This window comes from uncultured Turicibacter sp., assembly GCF_938044715.1.
GTDB lineage: Bacteria > Bacillota_I > Bacilli_A > MOL361 > Turicibacteraceae > Turicibacter > Turicibacter sanguinis.
The window spans coordinates 140,398-159,920 of record NZ_CALIOS010000050.1 but is presented as its reverse complement, the minus strand read 5'-3'; the positions used below and the strand labels follow the sequence as shown (position 1 = coordinate 159,920).

Genomic DNA, 19,523 nt, shown 5'->3' with positions numbered 1-19,523 from the left:
TTATTACCATTAAATACGTTTACCAGTTGTCTGACTTAATTATATAATTCAGGATACAAAAAAGCACTTGCATTTTCCAGTTATTTTTAATTATATATAAAAGCACTTACAAATAGTATTATCTAAATACTCAAAAATATGATATAATGTCTACATAATAGAGGGGGTTAGCGCTATCATGATTTGTTTCAAACCAAAATCAGATTACACTAAATTAGATTTTATGCTATATCACTGTGGAACCGGTGAGTGTGAAAAGAATTCTTCATGGGGGCCTGGAGTTCGTGATTATTATAGCCTTTATTATGTTTACGAGGGGAAAGGTTATTTAATTATTGATGGGCAAGAGTATGAAATTAAAGAAGGTACTTGTTTTTTAGTGCCACCACACTCACTTGTTTCCTATCGACCGAATCCAAGTAATCCATGGGGATATTATTTTGTATCTTTTAATGGACTACATGTTGATTCTTACTTGGGACGCCTTAACTTGTCACCCTGTTCACCAATCTCAAAATGTGATCGACATGAAGCAATTGAACGTTGCTTTGAACTAATATTGACAGCAGGGCAATTCAAACACAGCATGGACCTACAAGCATTAAGTGGATTTTATGCACTACTTGCGACATTAGCTGAGTATAGTCATTCACATCAAACTAAAATTCAAACAATGAGTAAACAATCAGATTATATTCGTCAAGCAATTGAATTTATTGAAACGAATTACGCACGCCATATTACAGTTGAAGAAATTTCAAATTATGTGGGAATTAATCGAAAATACTTAACTAAATTATTCAATGAATTAATGGCTGATTCACCTAAAAACTATCTAATTCATTTCAGAATTCATAAAGCATGTAACCTACTAAGGAAAACTAACTTAACGATTCAAGAGATTTCCCATTCTGTTGGATATACCGATGCTTTAGTCTTCTCCAAAATCTTTAAAAAAGTCATTGGAACTTGCCCACGCGAATACCGTAGTTCAAATTTTATTGCTTAACAAAAAGACTCAAGCTCATTTTTTATAAAATGAATTTGAGTCTTCTTTTTATATCTAGAATGCAGTAGAAAATAATCAGATTATGGGTTATAATCCGAGGATTGCATTGCATCTTGAATTAACATCTGTTTTAATAATAGTTAAAAAGGGGGTATTTCGTTGAAAAATTTAGAGTTTATTTATAATAGAAAAAGTATCCGTAAATTTAAAGATATCCAGATTCCTAAGGAAGATATCTTAACATTACTTGATGCTGCAACACAGGCACCATCGCCTAAACATCAACAAAATTGGCATTTTGTTGTGCTCCAAAATCGAGATATTATTAATCAAATGAGTGACATCGTAACAGAAAGTCATACTCAAATTGCAAACTTGGCACCAACAAAAGAACAGGGTGAAAAATATATGCGCCTACTAAAATACTACACCCTATTCAAACACGCTCCAGTCGTTATTATTGTTTATGGAAACGAATATGATATGATTGAGTACGATATTTTAAAGGCAAATGGTGCGAGTGAAGAACGATTAGCCGAAATTATCGCACCTCAATCAGCTATACAAGGAATCGGTGCTGCTGTTGAAAATTTTTTACTAGCCGCAACAGCAATGGGATATGGAACTTGTTATATGACAGGCCCAACTCATGCAAAAAAAGAAATTGAAGATTTAATCGGATTTAAAAAAGATGGTTATCAATTAATGAGCTTAATCGCTCTTGGAGTACCTGAGGATAACACTCCTCCTGCTCCAAAACGTAAGCCATTAGAAGAAGTTGTAACTTTCATCGATTAGAACATAAAAGCGAGTTTGCTATCAAATGAACTCGCTTTTATGTTTTTTTAATGCTTAAAGAAATATAATAATTTACTTACCCTTTTATTCTACTGATCTATGCTTGAAACAGTTGCTTCACCATCTCTTATCTATTCTCCCTCTCTTTCAACATAAATTGTCTTACTCGTTAAATTGCTCGCTTGTGTTGAACTTTATCTTCTTAAACAAAAATCTTAGAAAAATATAAACCCCTTCACTTCATTAGATAAACAAGTTCAACCCTGAATCTTCAGCTGCACCTAAGTATGAAGCAACTCCTCCAATTTCAACACCTTTTATAAATTCTTCTTGTTTAATTCCCATTAACTCCATACTCATAGAACAGGCAACAACTTTTACTCCCATATTAATGGCATTTTCAATTAATGTTTCTAAATCATCAACATTATGTTTTTTCATGATTTTTTTAATCATAGCAGGACCCATTCCCATCATGTTCATTTGTGATAATCGTAATTTATCTGTATTCCCTGGTAACATAAAGTCGAACATTTTTTCCATTGTATCTTTCGATACTTTTGGTTTATTTTTAGATTTTAATATATTTAATCCCCAGAACGTGAAGAACATCGTAACTTCTTTCCCCATTGAGGCAGCCCCTGTTGCAATAATAAATGAGGCAATTGCTTTATCTAAATCACCACTAAATACAACGAGTGTTGCTCCATTTTTATCGAGGGTATTTGTATTCGCTGTTTGAGAAACTTGAGTTCCTTTTTGAAGATAAGCAACAAAGTTTTTTTCATTTTTATTAAATTCTGAATTTAATAATGTATTTCCAGTTTTCTCACACCAAGATGAAATGTCTTTAGTAAAACCAGGATCACTTGCTTTAACTTCTAGAATCTCACCATCTGTCATATGATTCATTTCTTCAAATACTCGACGAATTGGCCCCGGACATTGTAATCCACAAGCATTCAATTTTACTTTGACAGGCATATCATCTAAATTTTGTGATACCACTGGCGTTACCTCCTTATTTTTAATAATTGATATCCACTGCTTACTTATTGCTTGCTGTGCTTTTTCAATCGCTAGATACGTTTTAACTCCACCATCAATATTTTTAGCTTTGAATCCATATTGGTTAAGTAGGCGACAAGCCACATAACCACGTAGTCCTACCTGACAGGTAACATAAACAGTTTTATCTGTTGGAAGTTCATTTAAACGATTTCTTAATTGCCCTAGTGGGATATGAATCGAATTTTTAATTTTACCTGTCATTAATTCAAAAGATTCACGCACATCTAAAACAACTGATGTTGTTTCATCTAAACTATTTACTTCACTCCAATCAATGGTTTCAATTAAGCCATCCATGATATTTTCTGCATAATACCCTAGCATGTTCACTGCATCTTTAGCTGAGTTATATGGTGGGGCATAGCAAACTTCAACATCTTGTAAATCAATAACGTTTAGATTTCCTTTAATAGCTGTGGCAATAACATCGATTCTTTTTTCAACACCATCTATTCCAACTCCTTGAGCACCATAAATTTGTCCTGTTGTTGGATTGAATAAGAGTTTATACGCGATTGGGAAGGCTCCAGGATAATAACCTGCATGAGAGCCTGGGTGAATGTGAAGTGCTTTGTATTCAAGATTTAATCGTTTTAATGTTTTTTCGTTATTTCCTGTTGCTGCAACTGTATAATCAAATACTTTTGCAACTGATGAACCAAGTGTTCCTTTATATTCCGATTCTTTACCACAAATATTATCAGCAACGATACGACCTTGACGATTAGCTGGCCATGCAAGAGGAATTATCGTGGGTTGTTTATTAACAAAATCCATGATTTCAACCGCATCACCTAATGCGTAAATAGACTCATCACTTGTCTTCATTTTTTTATCAACAACAATCGCACCACGTTCATTTAAAGCAAGTCCCGCTTCACGTGCAATCGTTGTTTCAGGATGTACCCCAATGGATAAGATAATTAAATCAGTTTCAATAACTTGCCCACTATTTAACACAACTTTTTTACCGTTATTTTCAAAGGATTTAACTCCATCATTCAAAATTAATTTAACACCTTTATCTACTAAGTGTTCATGAATTATACTTACCATTTCAATATCTAATGGAGCCATGACTTGACTACTTGCTTCAACCAATGTAATTTCAAGCCCTCTTTCATGCAGATTTTCGGCCATCTCCAGACCAATAAATCCTCCACCAATGACAACAGCATGTTTAGGTTTTTGGTTATCCACAAATGATTTGATTTGATCTGTATCTGGAATATTTCTTAAGGTAAATAGATTATTGCATTCGTTGATTCCAGAAATCCCTGGTTTGATAGGCTGAGCCCCAGGTGATAAAACGAGTACATCGTAAGTTTCTTCGTAACTTTCACCTGTTTTATGATTTGTAACGGTAACAACTTTATTTTCTTTGTCGATTTTAATAACTTCACTTAAATTACGAATATCTATTTTAAATTTAGTACTCATTTGTTCAACTGTTTGAACAATTAATTTTTCACGTTCATCGATGACTTCTCCAATATAATAAGGTAATCCACAATTTGCAAATGAAATATATTCCCCTTTTTCAAACATAATGATTTCTACTGTTTCATCTAGCCGACGTAAACGTGCCGCCGTTGAGGCCCCCCCAGCGACTCCACCAACAATAATTACTTTTTTACTCATCTTAAAACTCCTTTCACAAGGAACCCATCGTTTAATTTGCTTTATAAATTAAACAAATTTTTCTTCAATCGATAAATATCCCCTGCACTCTTTATATCTAAAGTATATTCTGAATATTCTAAAAGTTATGTAACTAAGTCACATAAGAAGCAACTACTCTCCTGTTGTATAAAATAATAAAAAACCACGCTTTTTAAGCGTGGCTATATATAATTCAATTTATATCTAAAATCATGTCACAATTAGGCTATCATTTCATAATATATCAAGAAATGAAGCTAGGAGATGATGGTATGTACAGTAATCAACCTTATTCATCTATGAGTTATAATAATGAAAATTTTTCAACACCTATTGATAATTATTCAAATTATACTATTCAAAGTGTACCCGAGCAAACCGAGCAAAGAATCATAATCCCACAAGGAGTAGGCGGTGGACAACCTATTATGAACAATCCTATGGGAGCCCAATACTATCCAGTTGTTCAACAACCTTATCAACCTATGGGGCAACCGAATTGGCCTATGAATCAACCCTACCAACCCATGGGACAACAAAACTGGCCTATGAATCAACCCTATCACCCTATGGGACAACAAAATTGGCCTATGAATCAGCCTTATCAACCTATGGGACAACCTTATCCAGTTATGAAATAGCCTATGATGAAAAGAATCTAAAATGTCATCCATGAATTTATTTTTAAAAGTTGTAATGACTAAAAAAGCTCTATCTTATTCTTCCTCTCTAACTGAGAAGATTTGAATAACTAGAGCTTTTATTTTTCAATTTCACACCTAAATAATGTAATAGTGTTTACTTTTTGAAATATTAAATTATACAACCTGATAATATGAACCATAGGATCCACATGCTAAGTAGACGACAGGCTCTTAGCTTTCCTCCACTGATGGGGGGGAACCCAGTGTGAACATAGTGAACACTCCTCAACTACTGGGGTAATTTCTCTTAATTCTAAAGAAATTCCAGTTAAATAACCTGATAATATAAACCATGATTACTACAATAATAGAATAACTTTCCATGTTTTCTCTTATGGAAATGGAATTGTAAATTCCACTCCGGATATTGCTTTCCAAGTATTACAGTATCTCCTGTTACATAAGCGATAAACGTAATATAATGACCTTTTGTCATTTCATGATCTGATGTTACATATAGTTCATCTTCAACTGGCTCAATACTTAATAAATGTCCATCTTCTGCTTTTTGAGGCACTAATGCTTCTAACGTTTTTCCACAACAAGATACTGTTGCATCTCCTGTTGCCGTCATTATATTTCCACACTGTGAACAAACAAAAAATTTTAATCTTCTCATATTTCCTCCTACTACCGGATTTTGATTTAGTTCTCCGGATAAAATTCCATCTATACTAACTCCAAAAATTTGTGATAATTCAGGAAGCAAAGAAACATCAGGGCACCCTAGTCCTCTTTCCCACTTACTAATCGTCTTATCGCTAATGTTCATTAATTCAGCTACTTGTTTTTGCGTCATATTTTTCTCTTTACGTAAGTCATAAAGTAACTTTCCTACCTTCACACAATCCAAAATTTTCACCTCTTCCTTTATCGTTAATCATTAACTGCCATGAAATTAACTACATCTTTTCCTAATTACTCTATAGTTATCTCTCAATCATCTGTATTTTATCTTGGTTAACCAAATGGGTTATGTACACTAAATAATCTAACTTAGTAGAGAAAAATAATCAATCTACGTATCGTAGAATTCCAATATTACTCTATTATTTTGGAAAACTAAGAGCCTTCGGATTCATAGGATGACCTCGCTAATATAAAAGAGTTTAACAAATCGCTAAACTCTTTTTAAGATGAATTTCTCTATTATTTTATCGATAATTTCTGCTAACATTAAGATAGTAAATAGTAATGGATGAGAAATCAAAGCGTAAATATAAATACCAATGGCTACAATGACGAAAGCAATTAAACTAACAATCACTTTTAACACTCTTTTCGATTCTGATTCATCTAAATCTTTATCGAGTATTTCTCCTAATTGATCTAGAGTATGTTCAAAACGTTTTCCTGTGTAGGGTGTAATGATTCTTTCAAAAATAAACATGATTAAAAATAAAATCCATGCCTCTTTTGTATAGCTTAATAAATAAAATACTAAAATTAAAATGGATAAAATCATCGTCATCCAGATAATGTGCTGGTCTTTAATTAGTTTTTTCTTCATCTTCTCTCTCCAATAGATTTTTAGCAAAAAAAGTCGCATTTAAAGAACTTCTTTCATTATATCATGTGATGATTAGTGTTTACAAACGGTTATATTTCTCATATAATAATGTTATCAATAGGCGATGGAGTTCGCCATTAACCGCGTAAGCTAATGACTCCTACTCTTTAATCTTTTTTGTCGTGGATTAAAGGGTAGGAGTTTTTTTGTGGTTAGAAGAAATAGGAGGATTAACGTGATAATATTGATTGTTTTACTCAGTTTAATAATTATTGGAATTTTGGCTAACTATAGTGGGAAGTTAGTCGAATATATTAAACTCCCCTCTTTAATTGGAATGATGATTTTTGGGATGATAATCGGACCCGCATTTTTAAACGTTGTGCCACAAGCTACTTTAAAAATAGCACCAGTCATCAAAGATATCGCCCTAGTAGCCGTATTATTTATCGGTGGACTTGGAATCAGTTTAGCACAAATGAAGCAAATTGGCCGTCCCGCCATCTTATTAAGTGCGGTTCCCGCTACACTTGAAGGGTTTACAATTGCCTTAATGTCGATGCTTCTTCTTAAATTTAGCTTCGTTCAAGGGGCAATTTTAGGGTTTATTATCGCAGCTGTGAGTCCTGCTGTTTTGATTCCGTCTATGATTGATTTAATTAATCGACGCGTTGGCCAAGATAAAGCAATTCCGCAGATGCTACTCGTTGGAGCGAGCGCCGATGATACGATTGCCATCACTTTGTTTACAACATTCCTCGGAATCTACTTCAACACAGGATCGATTAGCACCCAACTTCTTATGATTCCAGTAACACTTGTATTAAGTATTGGTGTAGGTTATCTTGTTTTCAAACTCACAAGAGGGATTATTGAACACGTTTCAAATGACTATCTAAAAGTGATGATTGCCTTCGGTCTTTGTTTAGCAATGCGCGCTGTTGAAAAATACGGTCACGTTGAGATTTTTAATTCTTTATTAACCGTTATGGTCTTTGGATTCTTTATTAGAAATTACATTGTGGATAGTTCAAAAATCATACTAGATAAAATGAACCTTATCTGGAAAACAGGAAAGCTTTATTTATTTGCCTTCGTTGGAATGGCCATTAATCCAACACTCGTCGGAGAATTTTTCTTAATCGGAGTTGGGATTTTAAGTTGTTCATTATTTGTTCGATCAATTGGTGTACTAATTTCATTAATTGGTACTAATCTCTCACTAAAAGAAAGAATTTTCTGTGTCATTGCTTATCTTCCTAAAGCAACCGTACAATCTGCCAAAGCAGCTATTCCAATGCAGATGGGAGTTGTGGGCGGTGAAATTATGCAAGCTATCGCAATATTAAGCGTCTTAATTACAGCTCCTATTGGTGCGATTGGAATTAAGCTAACGAGTGATAAATTATTAAAAACAGAAAATTAAATAGTCGTTTGAAGTAGGTAATCGAAAATGGTCAACATAGTATAAAGTAGGATTCATAATGAATTCTACTGTATACAGGAAGTGATTATACTAATGGCCTCCCAAATTAACATACCAAACTTTCGCAACCTATCCACAACAGAAATTATCGAAGTACTAAATAATGCTCCCTACTGTTTACTAGGAGTTGCTTATAACCACTCTGTTCAATCTAGTTCTAGTCAATCCCATAATTTAAAGGTACAACCTCTTGTTTTTCCTATGAATTACACCTACCGATATTTACGTGTAAATAATGAGTATGTTTATACTTTCACTTTACACAGCTTAAATCATGGACAAAAAATCGATGCTATCAATGATAATGATAGAGTTTGTTTAGAATTCAATTATCATACTTCTCGTAGTCGATTGAGTGTCATGGTAACAGGAACTGCTGATGTAGATATACTAAATAATGGCTTAGCTAGAATAACTATACGACCTGATGAGAATGGTGTTACAGGTCGTAAATTCTATACTTCAAGATAAAATTAGTTTATAGACCTCTTAGCCTAGTGATTCATATCTGAATCATTAGGTTTTTATTTATTACTAGGTGTTTTAATTAACTGAGAAAAATTTCAATGCATATGATATAGAAGAATTCTTAGGAGTTCTACTTTATATAGGAAGTGATTATACTCATGGTGCCAGTAACATATCGCTATTTAACTTGCAATGAAATTCATAACTTATTAGACAATGCTTCTTATTGCTTGTTGGGCTTATCTTATAATGCTGATGATAATAGTTCTAGTACACGTTCTTCAAGTTCGTTTACTAGAAGTTCAAGTTCTTCAAGTCGAAGCTCTAGTTCTTCGAGTGGGTCTCGAGATGTAGATCCTCGAGATAATCAACCTTACGTTGTTCCAATGTGTTATTGCTATACAGAATCGGATGGAGAATATACATTTACTCTTTATACTTATAATGAAGGAATGAAATGGGAGTTCTTAGAGAGCAACCCAAAAATCTGTCTAGAATTTAATTGGCGTAATCCAGATGGAGTAAAAAGTGTGATTGCTATGGGGCGAGCTGAGATTCATCATTCGGATACCTGTGTTCGAACAGGTAAAAAATTAAAAAGAATTGTGCTAAGAACAAGAAATGTAACCGGTAGAAAATATTATAATCTCAACAATTTGCGTTAAAAAAAGCGATGACTCTTTAAGAGTTATCGCTTTTTCTTAGCTATTTATAAAATTGACTTCTTTATTCAATCATATTCTATATGTAGATAAGTGTTTCACAGATTAAAAAACTCATTAAAGCTAAACAGATGGATTTTACTTTATGAATCTTTCATTAGCTTATAAATAATTGTTAATCCATTGTTGTAAGGTTTGTTTCGGCTTAAATCCTAATAAACGATCTGCTAACTCCCCATCTTTAAAGATTAATAAGTTAGGAATACTCATGACTCCATATTCTTTTGCTGTTTCCGGATTCACATCGATATCAACTTTTACAAATTTAACTTTTCCATCGTATTCTTCATGTAATTGCTCAAGTACTGGACTAATCATACGACATGGTCCACACCACTGTGCATAAAAATCAACTAAAACAATCCCATCTTCAATTTCTGATCTAAATTCATTATTTTTAATTTCAATCACTAGACTCTCTCCTTTGGAACATTATCCTCTGTCGGAATAATGATATTCATAGTTAATATATAGTATCGTATGCTGACGTTATCTAAATGTTGAGATAATTATTTCATTATATCATTATGTTCTATTTCGTTGTTTCAAAACAATATCTTCTGCCAATTCTAACAACTTTATGATGTCGTCATCCGCAATCTGATAACAAATATTCATTCCATTTTTAGAACATGTCACAATCCCAGACATTCTCATTAGTTTTAAATGTTGAGAGATATTAGGTTGCGAATAACCCACTGCTTCATTTAATTTATTTACACATAAAGGACGCTCACACAATACTTTTAAAATTTTATATCGCGTCGGATTCCCGATACATTTAAATAAATCAACAATCATCTCTTCTTTAGACATGTCTTCACATCCTTCTTTATCCTTTCCTTATTATATGGATATGCATCTCACAATCTCTCTAGCACTGTAGACTTTATAAAATCCTTTCACTTATCACCTATTTCTATTCACATCTTTAAAGCATTAAAATTAATCTTCATCCGTATACTCTAATATATCTCCAGGTTGGCAATTCAATTCCTTGCAAATCGCATTTAAAGTGGAGAATCGGATTGCTTTAACTTTACCTGTTTTTAAATTTGATAAATTAACAATAGATACACCTACTCGGTCTGCAAGTTCCGATAAATGCATTTTTCGATCTGCAAGCATCCGATCAAGTCTTGTTATAATGGCCATCATTCATTTCCTCCCTTAAAGTGTAGCATCATATTCTTCTTGTAACTGAAGTCCGTATTGAAAGACATGTGCTAATAGTAAAACTAACAACCCTTCCACAATGAGTGAGTTTTCAAAAATATTAAAGGTATAATTTACTTCAATTCCTGCATGATAAAGTGATTCTAAAATATTTAAATGATTTAGTGATAAATAATTTATAATGGCTTGTGTAGTTGAAAAGATAAGACTTCCGATTATAATTCCATATGCTAACTTTTTAACACATTTAATTATTTGTTTACTAAATGGATTATCTTCTAATACCCCAGCTAAAATCCCTCTAATTTGAACTATATTATATAACAAGACACTATTTCCAATTAATAATTCAATGACCGATAGCCATGACATATAATTATAGTTATCCAGATTTGAATTCATCACAAAGCTTAATCCATGATAAACAAAATTTGTTTCTAATTTTAAAGTATCAGGAATAGCTGGATTATTCATCAAAGTTCCAACTCCGACCATCGTGATAATCATTAGCGGACTAAGAATAATTAAAACCCAAAAACCAACCTTTAAAAATAAATCTAAATACTTAGCTAACTTCTTCATTACGCTCACCCCAAATTTTCTTTTCTCTTACACTAAAATTATATGTTTAAAATATTAAAAAGTTATCGTTTATCATTAAATTTTTAATATTTTTTTGTTTTAAGACATAAAAAAAATCGTTACGACTTGTAACGATTTTTTTCGATAAAGTTTAGAAACAGATTGTCGATTTAAATAAACATTCCTAAAATCGCTCCTGTTGTTAACGTAGCGATTGTTCCACAAATTAATGCTTTAAATCCTAATTTAGCAACTTCTTTTTTACGTGTTGGGGCGAAGGAATTGAATCCTCCAACTTGAATTCCAATTGATGAAATGTTAGCAAAGTTACATAATACAACAGCCAAAATAGCGTTTGTACGAGGTGATAATGCTCCCATAACATTAACCATGTCTCCATAAGCAACAAACTCATTGATACCAAACTTTGTTCCAACTAATGTAGCAAATGTGAAAGCCTCATTTGAGGGTACATGAAATAAATACGCAAATGGTAGGAAAACATATCCGAATAACTGTGAAAGATTTGTATCGAATAATCCTAAGAAGGCATTAATAACTGCAATTAATCCAACGAAGGCAATTAAACTTGCCCCTACATTTAAAGCTAATCCTAATCCATTTCCTGTTCCCTCAGAAATTGCTTCGAATAAACTATCAGATTCAGATCCGGATACTTCTGCATTTTCTGTTAATGATTTTTCCGTTTCAGGAACCATAATTTTAGAAACCATTAATGTACTAAATGGAACTGTAAATACAGCAATTAATAAGTATCTCATATCAATTCCCATTAATGCATATCCTGCTAAGATGCTAGCTGATGCTGAACCAAATCCTCCAACCATTACAGCAAACAATTCAGATTTTGTTAATTTTGGAAGATATGGTTTGATTAATAACGGAGACTCTGTTCCACTCAAGAAACAATTTCCAACAGCTGCAAATGTCTCAACATCTGTTGTTCCCATTAATTTGGCAACACTTTTTCCAACATATTTAACTAAAAATGGGATAACTTTTAAGAAATATAGAACTGAAATTAGAGCTGATGTAAAGACGATTAATGATAAGACATTAATTGCAAAAACGTAACTATCTGAAATTCCACCGAAAACGAAATTAACTCCTTCCATTCCCATTTGAACAATAGAATTTACACCCATTGCTAAATTTTCTAAAATCACTTGTCCAACTGGTACTTTAATAACGAAGAAAATCAAAATAATTTGTAATAATAATCCCATTACAACCGTTTGAACTTTAATACTTTTCTTATCTGTTGATAAAATAAATGCAATTCCTAGTAAACATACTAGTGCTAATATACTAAACAAAATATTCATGTTGCCCTCCACTTGATGTTATAAACTTCTAATTTCTTTTAATTTCTCTTCAATCATGGATAAAACTTTCATTTTATGTTCTTCATTATTCACATAGTCAAATTCATCGATATTAATTACAAGAACTTCACTTGCTTTATAATGCTCGTAAATCCATTGATCGTATCCTTTCCATAACTCATAATAGTAGGATACTAATCCTTCATCTAATTCATACTCACGCCCACGTTTTTTAATACGATTTAAAATAGTTTCGAAACTTCCCGATAAATAAATCATTAAATCTGGTGATTTTTTTGGAATTTCGTTTAATTCTTCCATCATATTATTTAAAAGACTCTCATATAAACTGAATTCTAAATCTGAAATACGACCTAAATCTTTATTAACTTTAGATAGTGATAGGTAAGACTTTGATGTTATCTCCATCTTTTCCCCCACTTCACACCGTACGTGAGAGTTTCCAGCTCATACAGCGTTCCAACAATTTTCAGTTATTATTTAAATAGTTAAATTTCCAACTTGTTCTCTTAAAGAATTAAGTTTCTCAAGACTTTTCTCGTTAAGTTTTAGTTTATGTAAGTATTTATTTATTGTTTCCTCTTTAGTTGCGTGTATCAATTTGTGTATATCTTCATTAACCCATATTAGGTTTTTATACGCATCCGTTCCTCCCTGTGATTTAGGAAGTTTATGATGACATTGCATATCGCATACGTTAAGAGGTTCTCCTGTCACACCACAATTACCTTTTTGTGCTATCATTAGTGATATTCTGTTGTCACTGTATTCAGTGGATTCACAATCTCTAACGTTGTTTAGTAGGTATCTGACTAGAAGATGATAATCGTTGTTTAACTTCTTATGCACTAACGCTCTACCTGTAACTGTATAGTTGCAAATCTCTTGAGTGAAGTTCATTGGTGGTGATGTAGATATTCCGTTGATAGGATATATACTTACATTACTAATTGTTCTTATCTTTCCTTTATACTTACCATAAAACTTTTTGAAAGCTTTGGAAGTTGAAGGTTTGTCAGAAATTACTTGTTTTAATCTGTTGTGTAAGGTTATTGATGTTAAGTAATTTATTTTATTGAAGTCTAAACTGACATTTGTTGCTATCTTATAGTAGTTGTGAACTCCTAGAATCATAGCATTTAGTTTGTTTACTTGTTTAGATTCATAATTACTTCTCATGTAGACTATCTGATGTTTTAATTTTGTAGTTACACTATCTTGTGCCTTTTCAGATATTCTACTTTGACATACATATTTCCCTTTCTTTGGTTTAGCCATTAGTTTGAAACCTAGAAATTCGGTATAATTTGTTTTGAGATTAGTAATTTTCGATTTATCTTCACTTATCTCTAAACTGAGTCTTTCTTTCAACCATTGTTTGGTTGCTATATATATCTTGTTAGCAGTTTCATAGTCTCTACAGAATATTTTAAAGTCATCTGCATATCTCACGAGCCATATCTCTTATAAGTTAGTGGTTTTCATTGTTTTGTATTTGTTGGATTGGTCTACATATCCATTCTTTCTAATGCTTGTGTAGTCATGGTCTGTCTGAAATGATTCCCATTGACTACTTATCCACCAGTCAAGTTCATTAAGAACTATGTTAGAGAGAAGTGGCGATAAAATACCTCCCTGTGGAGTGCCTTTTGTTGGAACTCCAACAGTATCGATTTCTGATTTAAGAATTTTATCAATTATAGAGATTAGGTTTTTATCCTGTATTCCTAATTTCCACATTTGCTTCTTTAATTTACTGTGATTTACGTTATCAAAGAAACCTTTTATATCAATATCAACCACATAGTGAAGTTTGTTCATATTTATTAAAGACATACTTCTTGATATAGCATGATGTGTCGACCTATTCGGTCTGAATCCGTAACTGTGTTTGTGGAATTTGGCTTCACATATAGGTTCAAGAACTTGTTTGATACATTGTTGTACAATTCTGTCCCCCATACATGGTATCCCTAGAGGTCTCATTTTACCATTTGGTTTAGGGATTTCGACTCTTCTAACACTTTTAGGATGATAATTTCGGAACATATTTTGGATATGTTTTACAAACACATCTTGTGGCATATTACTGTAGAACGTTATGTCTCTGCCATCTGTTCCCTTAGTCATTGAACCTTTATTCTTTTTGATGTTTCTGTATGCTAATAAGATATTTTCTCTATTTGTAATTAACTCCATAAGTTTAGTGAAGTTTTTGTTTTCTAGAGACTCACTGTATAAGCTGTCAAAAACATCTTGTATATCGTAATACTCGTTGTTCCTGAGTTTCTGTTTCTTTAAGATTTTAGTTGTCAAGTCTGTCTCCTTATCTGAAATTCAATTTCAGATAGTTCTACAACATCTCTTAGTCTTACTCGAACCTTGATTAAAATTATTTAACTTCTAAAGTTTTAACTTCAAATTGTCTAGTGGCTATTGCTCATATTTCATTACAAAATATTTCATAGCTTCATGCCACCACTTTCACATGGATTAAAATAAGTTATAGTTGTTTAACATTTCCTTATTAATACTTCATAGTGAGTGAACACTCCATATTCCATGCTTCCCTTGTTCCATTATTGCTATCCTTACATCTATCCTTAGGTCGTTGGTCTGAGCCTTTTAGCTTGATAGTGCCTGTAACACTATATGGATTTTCATAACTTCGAGTCTTACTCACCCACACTAAAATCATACTTAGATGATACATCCCTTTCGAGAAGTTCTGGTTTTAGACCCTTACATTCCCAACTTCGTCAGCTCTATTTATAGCAAGCATCCTAACCATAGATAGTTTATGGACTCTAGAACCATATATTACTCGACTACCTCTAGTTCGCTTTTCGTGTTGTGATTTGTTTAACCACATCTTACGGTAATACCTAGTCCGTTTTAACGAGCTTTTAACACACCATTGTTCACTCAATGTTATGCTAATCGTAACTTTGAGAGAGCATTTCAAGGCGTTACCCTATCATTCTACTCTTCGCAATAATAGTTCTAATTATTAATCTATAATAATTAGGCTAGTTTTGTAGGAAACCCTCGCTTCCCTTTGTCTAGCAACAAGTCGCACCAAAATACCAATCTTCATAAATACTACGGTCTAGTACATTATTATCTTGTATTAAAGCCTCTTTAATACTTTTAAAACGAGTATTTAAAAACCATAACTGCAATAAAAATGGATATCGATTCGCTTGAATCTCTTCTTCTGTTGACGTATAAAATAACGGTAGAATCGGATTATCATCAACACTTTCAAAAAATACATCTGAATTGAAATGATCTGCAACAAGTGTGGCTAAGCTTGTTTTACCTGCACCAATCATCGCTCCAATAGTAATCAACATCACTCACCTCTTCCTCTCTTTTAATCATAAAAAAAATTTTTCAAGAGTCCGACATTTTACGACATCTCAAAAAATACACAAAGACAATCTTAACATAAAATTTCTAAACGATATATCTTTTTTTTCGACCAATTTTCACCATAAAATATTATCCACAGCTTGTTAAAATTGAGATTAGGATAAATCACAATTTGTTTTTTCGTGAACTTTATTGCGTAAATTGAATGTATAAATTCGGCAAATTTCACTCTACTTGTATGAGATATTATAAGTACCTTTTAGGAAAATGCACACATTATCCACAGGAAAAATTATTATAATTTTAAAAAAGGATGATTGGTGATGATTGTATTATTAAAAAATTTACGTTTAATTAGTGTTTTAGGATCTTGTGCCAGTGTTTCTTTATTATTTGTGAACCTAGTTCTCATGCTATTCATTGAAAACACAGCTACTAAACTTCATTATAGCTGGGTTACCTTCTTTACTATTACATTCATCACACTTATATCAACACTAACTGGATATCTTCTGAATGAACGACGTCGCCGTCTTCGCAGAATTAAAAAAGTGCTAGATCAATGATTTAGTACTTTTTTAATTCTTTTAATGAATAATTTTATATCCTTATCACGTCATAGTAATATTGCATACATTAGTAGCGATAAAAATAGGTTTTTCTACTTTGATATCAAGTTCATTTAGAACGGTTAAGATTGGGTTTAGTTACTCTAAATTTAGATAATCTAAGAAATATTTCAAAGCATACTGTTAAATTTACTCCACCATACACGAGCTTTAGTGATGTTCTCGTATCAAGCATATTACCTAATCAATACATTCCGTACTAACATCCCCCTACGGTTCATATACAAGTTTCAACTACATACAACTTATCTATTTCTTAAGATGATATTAAGAATATCTTCACTTTTTCGGTAACTATTTCTTAAAATTTAACAGATATAATTCTTTCATCAACAAATCAAGGAGGATTATGATGCTAGAACTTCAAAATGTCACAAAGCGTTATGGTAAAAAAACAGTTTTAGATGATGTATCCATTCAATTTAAAAAGGGTGAAATTACTTGTTTACTGGGATTGAATGGTGTTGGAAAAAGTACAACGATGAAAGCAATTATGCGATTAGTTCCTATTTCAAAGGGGAAAATCCTAGTAGATGGAGAGCCTATTACACAACAAAACATTAATAAAATTGCTTATATTCCAGATATTCCAATTCATGATTTAGGATGGACGATTCCACAGAACTTAAGTTTTGCACAAGTCTTTTATAAAAACTTTAACCTCGAAAAAGCAGAACGTATGTTAAAGTTTTTCAAGGTTCCAACGGATAAAAAACTAAAAGAATTATCAAAAGGTAATTTAGCACGTTTTAATATCATTGTTGGGATGTGCCAAGACGCTCCTTATTTATTACTCGATGAACCTTTCAGTGGAATCGATGTTTTCACACGCCAGTCGTTTATCAATCTTTTAAAGTCAGAATTCTTAGAAGACGGTCAAACAGTCATTATTACGACGCATGAAATTGATGAAATTCAAGATATTGCTGATCATATCGTCTTGCTTGAAGACGGTCAAGTCTTTGCAAGCTTCTCAAAAGAAGAAGCTCAAAACGAAGGTTTAAGCATTGTGGATAAAATGCGAACTTTATATAGTGAGGTATAGTAACATGAAACTTTTAACTTTAATTGAAATCGAAGTCAAAAAAATTATTCCGTGGCTCATCTCATTATTTACCTTGATGACCGTTCTAACAGGAAGCCTCTTTTTCAAAGAAATTAGTGATTTAAAGAAAAAATTAATTCCTACTCTATTAGATAGCTCTATTGATGACTACGTCCAAAATAATGGTCATGTTACACTAGCATCAATACTCGATAATCAAATATTAATTATTGGAATCTTCATTCTTTTCGCTATCATCATCATCTGCCTAGGCCTTTATCTATGGTATAAAGAATGGATTGGTTCTTCAAAACGAATCTACATGTTGTTATCTTTAAAGGGACAAAGAACGTCTATTTTATTATCAAAATTAATCGTGATTATCCTATCAGTCTTTGTTTATTACGCCATCGTACTTTTAAATTTAGGTATTGGTTCACTACTCCTAAACACATTACTACCTGATGGACTTACCGGAAAACATTTAGTGCAAGGGGCCTTACTTCAATCACAATTCATCAATTTTGTACTTCCACTAACGATGACTGATTTTATCTATAAATTACTATTCGTTATATTAATGTTTGGTCTTATTTCTGTCTTTGTCTTAAGTGACCGATCAAAAAGAATATTTGGAATTATCTTCGGGATATTCTATGGAATTGCCAATATTGCAGTCTTCCTATATACTAAATCACTATTTTTATTTGTAGATGAGCGTTTCTTTGTAAACTTTGGATTTGTTCTAATTGGGACTGTCTTAAGTTACGGTATCAGCACTTGGCTACTAAATAAAAAAGTGTCAATTTAAAGAGGTGAAATGATGAAACTATATCATATGATCGGATTAACTACAGCTAGTCTTATTTCGTTAGGATCTCTGGCGTTCATGACAAATGTGAAACGGGTTGAATTAAATCAAGATTTTAAAATAGAAAATATTAGTGGGAATCTAAGTGAACTAGATGGAGTTGCACTTAAAGGAATTATTAAAACGGATCAATCAAATTACTCAAAAGTTTTACTTGAGAGTGACACTTTTCAAATGTCACCCACAACATATGATTATTTCTATTCAATGGATGATGAAAAGTTAGATAATAGAGAACTTTACAGAAATGCTCCTTGGGCTAAAACGTTTGAAAATGATGACTATGTTATCACAAGTCAGTTTGATACCTCATTCCCCTACTCAGCTGATGTGGCAACCAGTCGTCTAGCTGTTAAAAATAAAAAGACAAATCAAATTACAACGACTACTGTAGCGTTAAAGGAATTCTCATCCCAAGAAGGACGAGACAGTGAATATATTACAGACTATAACGGAACCTATTATTACATTTTAACAACTTACGGAAGAATGAATTCTAATTCTCGAATTCTTGTTTATACATTCAACCCTGATACATTACGTACAACTTTTAAATTCGAATTATCAAGTGATTATTCAGGAACTGCTACAACAGATGGAAAAATGTTATACATGACAGGATACCCAAGTCATTCAGATCAATTACAACTCCTGTCTTTAGATTTAGAAACCGAAGAACCAAAAACGATAGACTTGAACCTAAATATCTATCCAAATCAATTAATTGTTAAAAATAATAAGCTATATTTAATTTCAGATTCAGGAATTTATACGTATGATGCTTCAATCAGTTCTACTGAGGTCATAACACCAAGTTTTACAGAAGAACTTAATCAGTACGATTACTTCTGGATTGAACAGACCATTGCTCATGACAATAAATTATATATTCTTTATATAGCTTATAAACAAAGTCATTCAACTCAATATCTATCTATTTTAGATACAAATACAAATAAGATTAAGTTTGAAGGGAAAATTGCAGTTCGCAGTGATCAAGGTTTAATCGATAATTATACCTTAATTGCAAGATAGATATTTACAAATA

At 32.2% G+C, this 19,523-nt stretch carries 19 protein-coding genes, 1 pseudogene and 1 riboswitch; of the genes and pseudogenes, 9 read left to right on the top strand and 11 right to left on the bottom strand.

Annotated elements, in window-relative coordinates; translation table 11 throughout:
- The first annotated feature begins 178 nt into the window (after positions 1-178).
- Positions 179-1,009, top strand: a complete 831-nt coding sequence (locus QWC74_RS05715; protein ID WP_006785296.1) for an AraC family transcriptional regulator — start codon at positions 179-181, stop codon at positions 1,007-1,009.
- A gap of 159 nt (positions 1,010-1,168) precedes the next feature.
- A complete protein-coding gene (locus QWC74_RS05710) occupies positions 1,169-1,807 on the top strand; it encodes a nitroreductase family protein (protein ID WP_006785297.1) in 639 nt (212 codons plus the stop codon).
- A 243-nt stretch (positions 1,808-2,050) separates the two neighbouring features.
- Here QWC74_RS05710 and QWC74_RS05705 read toward each other — a convergent pair whose 3' ends face one another.
- Positions 2,051-4,519, bottom strand: coding sequence for a CoA-disulfide reductase (locus QWC74_RS05705; RefSeq protein ID WP_006785298.1), 2,469 nt, complete (start codon positions 4,517-4,519; stop codon positions 2,051-2,053).
- Between the two features lie 293 nt (positions 4,520-4,812).
- Between QWC74_RS05705 and QWC74_RS05700 the strand changes: the two genes are divergently transcribed.
- On the top strand, positions 4,813-5,181 hold the full coding sequence (locus tag QWC74_RS05700; RefSeq protein WP_288993938.1) for a hypothetical protein: 369 nt from the start codon (positions 4,813-4,815) through the stop codon (positions 5,179-5,181).
- Between the two features lie 331 nt (positions 5,182-5,512).
- Here the strand turns inward: QWC74_RS05700 and QWC74_RS05695 are convergent, their stop codons facing one another.
- Both QWC74_RS05695 and QWC74_RS05690 read right to left on the bottom strand, forming a co-directional pair.
- Positions 5,513-6,088: a helix-turn-helix domain-containing protein gene (locus QWC74_RS05695; protein WP_237701258.1), complete on the bottom strand. Its 576-nt coding sequence runs from the start codon at positions 6,086-6,088 to the stop codon at positions 5,513-5,515.
- A 276-nt stretch (positions 6,089-6,364) separates the two neighbouring features.
- Complete coding sequence (locus QWC74_RS05690; protein ID WP_006783959.1) at positions 6,365-6,754, bottom strand: hypothetical protein; 390 nt, start codon at positions 6,752-6,754, stop codon at positions 6,365-6,367.
- Positions 6,755-6,865: 111 nt separating this feature from the next.
- A riboswitch (Fluoride riboswitch) is annotated at positions 6,866-6,924 on the top strand.
- Between the two features lie 65 nt (positions 6,925-6,989).
- Here QWC74_RS05690 and QWC74_RS05685 point away from each other — a divergent pair.
- The 3 genes from QWC74_RS05685 to QWC74_RS05675 all read left to right on the top strand — a co-directional run bounded on the left by QWC74_RS05685 (position 6,990) and on the right by QWC74_RS05675 (position 9,373).
- Entirely contained in the window at positions 6,990-8,180 is a 1,191-nt protein-coding gene (locus tag QWC74_RS05685) for a cation:proton antiporter (protein ID WP_006783958.1), read from the top strand.
- A gap of 93 nt (positions 8,181-8,273) precedes the next feature.
- Positions 8,274-8,711, top strand: coding sequence for a hypothetical protein (locus QWC74_RS05680; protein WP_039930904.1), 438 nt, complete (start codon positions 8,274-8,276; stop codon positions 8,709-8,711).
- Between the two features lie 155 nt (positions 8,712-8,866).
- A complete protein-coding gene (locus QWC74_RS05675; RefSeq protein ID WP_006783957.1) occupies positions 8,867-9,373 on the top strand; it encodes a pyridoxamine 5'-phosphate oxidase family protein in 507 nt (168 codons plus the stop codon).
- Positions 9,374-9,532: 159 nt separating this feature from the next.
- On the opposite strand, the gene trxA is transcribed toward QWC74_RS05675, so the two are convergent.
- The 8 genes and pseudogenes from trxA to QWC74_RS05635 all read right to left on the bottom strand — a co-directional run bounded on the left by trxA (position 9,533) and on the right by QWC74_RS05635 (position 15,911).
- Entirely contained in the window at positions 9,533-9,841 is a 309-nt protein-coding gene (gene trxA / locus QWC74_RS05670; RefSeq protein WP_006783956.1) for a thioredoxin, read from the bottom strand.
- 114 nt (positions 9,842-9,955) lie between these two features.
- Positions 9,956-10,246 (bottom strand): helix-turn-helix transcriptional regulator, encoded by a 291-nt coding sequence (locus QWC74_RS05665; RefSeq protein WP_006783955.1) that lies wholly within the window; start codon positions 10,244-10,246, stop codon positions 9,956-9,958.
- Between the two features lie 129 nt (positions 10,247-10,375).
- Complete coding sequence (locus QWC74_RS05660) at positions 10,376-10,585, bottom strand: helix-turn-helix transcriptional regulator (RefSeq protein WP_170837698.1); 210 nt, start codon at positions 10,583-10,585, stop codon at positions 10,376-10,378.
- A 15-nt stretch (positions 10,586-10,600) separates the two neighbouring features.
- Positions 10,601-11,188, bottom strand: a complete 588-nt coding sequence (locus tag QWC74_RS05655; RefSeq protein ID WP_006783953.1) for a DUF2975 domain-containing protein — start codon at positions 11,186-11,188, stop codon at positions 10,601-10,603.
- 170 nt (positions 11,189-11,358) lie between these two features.
- Entirely contained in the window at positions 11,359-12,534 is a 1,176-nt protein-coding gene (locus QWC74_RS05650; protein ID WP_006783952.1) for a NupC/NupG family nucleoside CNT transporter, read from the bottom strand.
- Positions 12,535-12,552: 18 nt separating this feature from the next.
- On the bottom strand, positions 12,553-12,963 hold the full coding sequence (locus QWC74_RS05645; protein WP_006783951.1) for a deoxynucleoside kinase: 411 nt from the start codon (positions 12,961-12,963) through the stop codon (positions 12,553-12,555).
- A gap of 72 nt (positions 12,964-13,035) precedes the next feature.
- A pseudogene (gene ltrA, locus QWC74_RS05640) lies at positions 13,036-14,871 on the bottom strand (group II intron reverse transcriptase/maturase).
- 746 nt (positions 14,872-15,617) lie between these two features.
- Complete coding sequence (locus tag QWC74_RS05635; protein WP_006783949.1) at positions 15,618-15,911, bottom strand: deoxynucleoside kinase; 294 nt, start codon at positions 15,909-15,911, stop codon at positions 15,618-15,620.
- Between the two features lie 1,000 nt (positions 15,912-16,911).
- Between QWC74_RS05635 and QWC74_RS05630 the strand changes: the two genes are divergently transcribed.
- Genes QWC74_RS05630 through QWC74_RS05620 form a run of 3 tightly spaced genes read left to right on the top strand, consistent with a single transcriptional unit; the run spans position 16,912 to position 19,510 of the window.
- Positions 16,912-17,604: an ABC transporter ATP-binding protein gene (locus QWC74_RS05630; RefSeq protein WP_006783948.1), complete on the top strand. Its 693-nt coding sequence runs from the start codon at positions 16,912-16,914 to the stop codon at positions 17,602-17,604.
- Between the two features lie 4 nt (positions 17,605-17,608).
- Entirely contained in the window at positions 17,609-18,415 is an 807-nt protein-coding gene (locus QWC74_RS05625) for a hypothetical protein (RefSeq protein ID WP_006783947.1), read from the top strand.
- 12 nt (positions 18,416-18,427) lie between these two features.
- Positions 18,428-19,510: a hypothetical protein gene (locus QWC74_RS05620; RefSeq protein WP_040763802.1), complete on the top strand. Its 1,083-nt coding sequence runs from the start codon at positions 18,428-18,430 to the stop codon at positions 19,508-19,510.
- Positions 19,511-19,523 lie beyond the last annotated feature (13 nt).

Coding starts and splice junctions, on each gene's coding strand:
- QWC74_RS05715 (WP_006785296.1), top strand. CDS start 179: ATGATTTGTTTCAAACCAAAATCAGATTACACTAAATTAGATTTTATG.
- QWC74_RS05705 (WP_006785298.1), bottom strand. CDS start 4,519: ATGAGTAAAAAAGTAATTATTGTTGGTGGAGTCGCTGGGGGGGCCTCA.
- QWC74_RS05700 (WP_288993938.1), top strand. CDS start 4,813: ATGTACAGTAATCAACCTTATTCATCTATGAGTTATAATAATGAAAAT.
- QWC74_RS05690 (WP_006783959.1), bottom strand. CDS start 6,754: ATGAAGAAAAAACTAATTAAAGACCAGCACATTATCTGGATGACGATG.
- QWC74_RS05680 (WP_039930904.1), top strand. CDS start 8,274: ATGGCCTCCCAAATTAACATACCAAACTTTCGCAACCTATCCACAACA.
- QWC74_RS05675 (WP_006783957.1), top strand. CDS start 8,867: ATGGTGCCAGTAACATATCGCTATTTAACTTGCAATGAAATTCATAAC.
- QWC74_RS05665 (WP_006783955.1), bottom strand. CDS start 10,246: ATGTCTAAAGAAGAGATGATTGTTGATTTATTTAAATGTATCGGGAAT.
- QWC74_RS05660 (WP_170837698.1), bottom strand. CDS start 10,585: ATGGCCATTATAACAAGACTTGATCGGATGCTTGCAGATCGAAAAATG.
- QWC74_RS05655 (WP_006783953.1), bottom strand. CDS start 11,188: ATGAAGAAGTTAGCTAAGTATTTAGATTTATTTTTAAAGGTTGGTTTT.
- QWC74_RS05650 (WP_006783952.1), bottom strand. CDS start 12,534: ATGAATATTTTGTTTAGTATATTAGCACTAGTATGTTTACTAGGAATT.
- QWC74_RS05645 (WP_006783951.1), bottom strand. CDS start 12,963: ATGGAGATAACATCAAAGTCTTACCTATCACTATCTAAAGTTAATAAA.
- QWC74_RS05635 (WP_006783949.1), bottom strand. CDS start 15,911: ATGTTGATTACTATTGGAGCGATGATTGGTGCAGGTAAAACAAGCTTA.
- QWC74_RS05630 (WP_006783948.1), top strand. CDS start 16,912: ATGCTAGAACTTCAAAATGTCACAAAGCGTTATGGTAAAAAAACAGTT.
- QWC74_RS05625 (WP_006783947.1), top strand. CDS start 17,609: ATGAAACTTTTAACTTTAATTGAAATCGAAGTCAAAAAAATTATTCCG.
- QWC74_RS05620 (WP_040763802.1), top strand. CDS start 18,428: ATGAAACTATATCATATGATCGGATTAACTACAGCTAGTCTTATTTCG.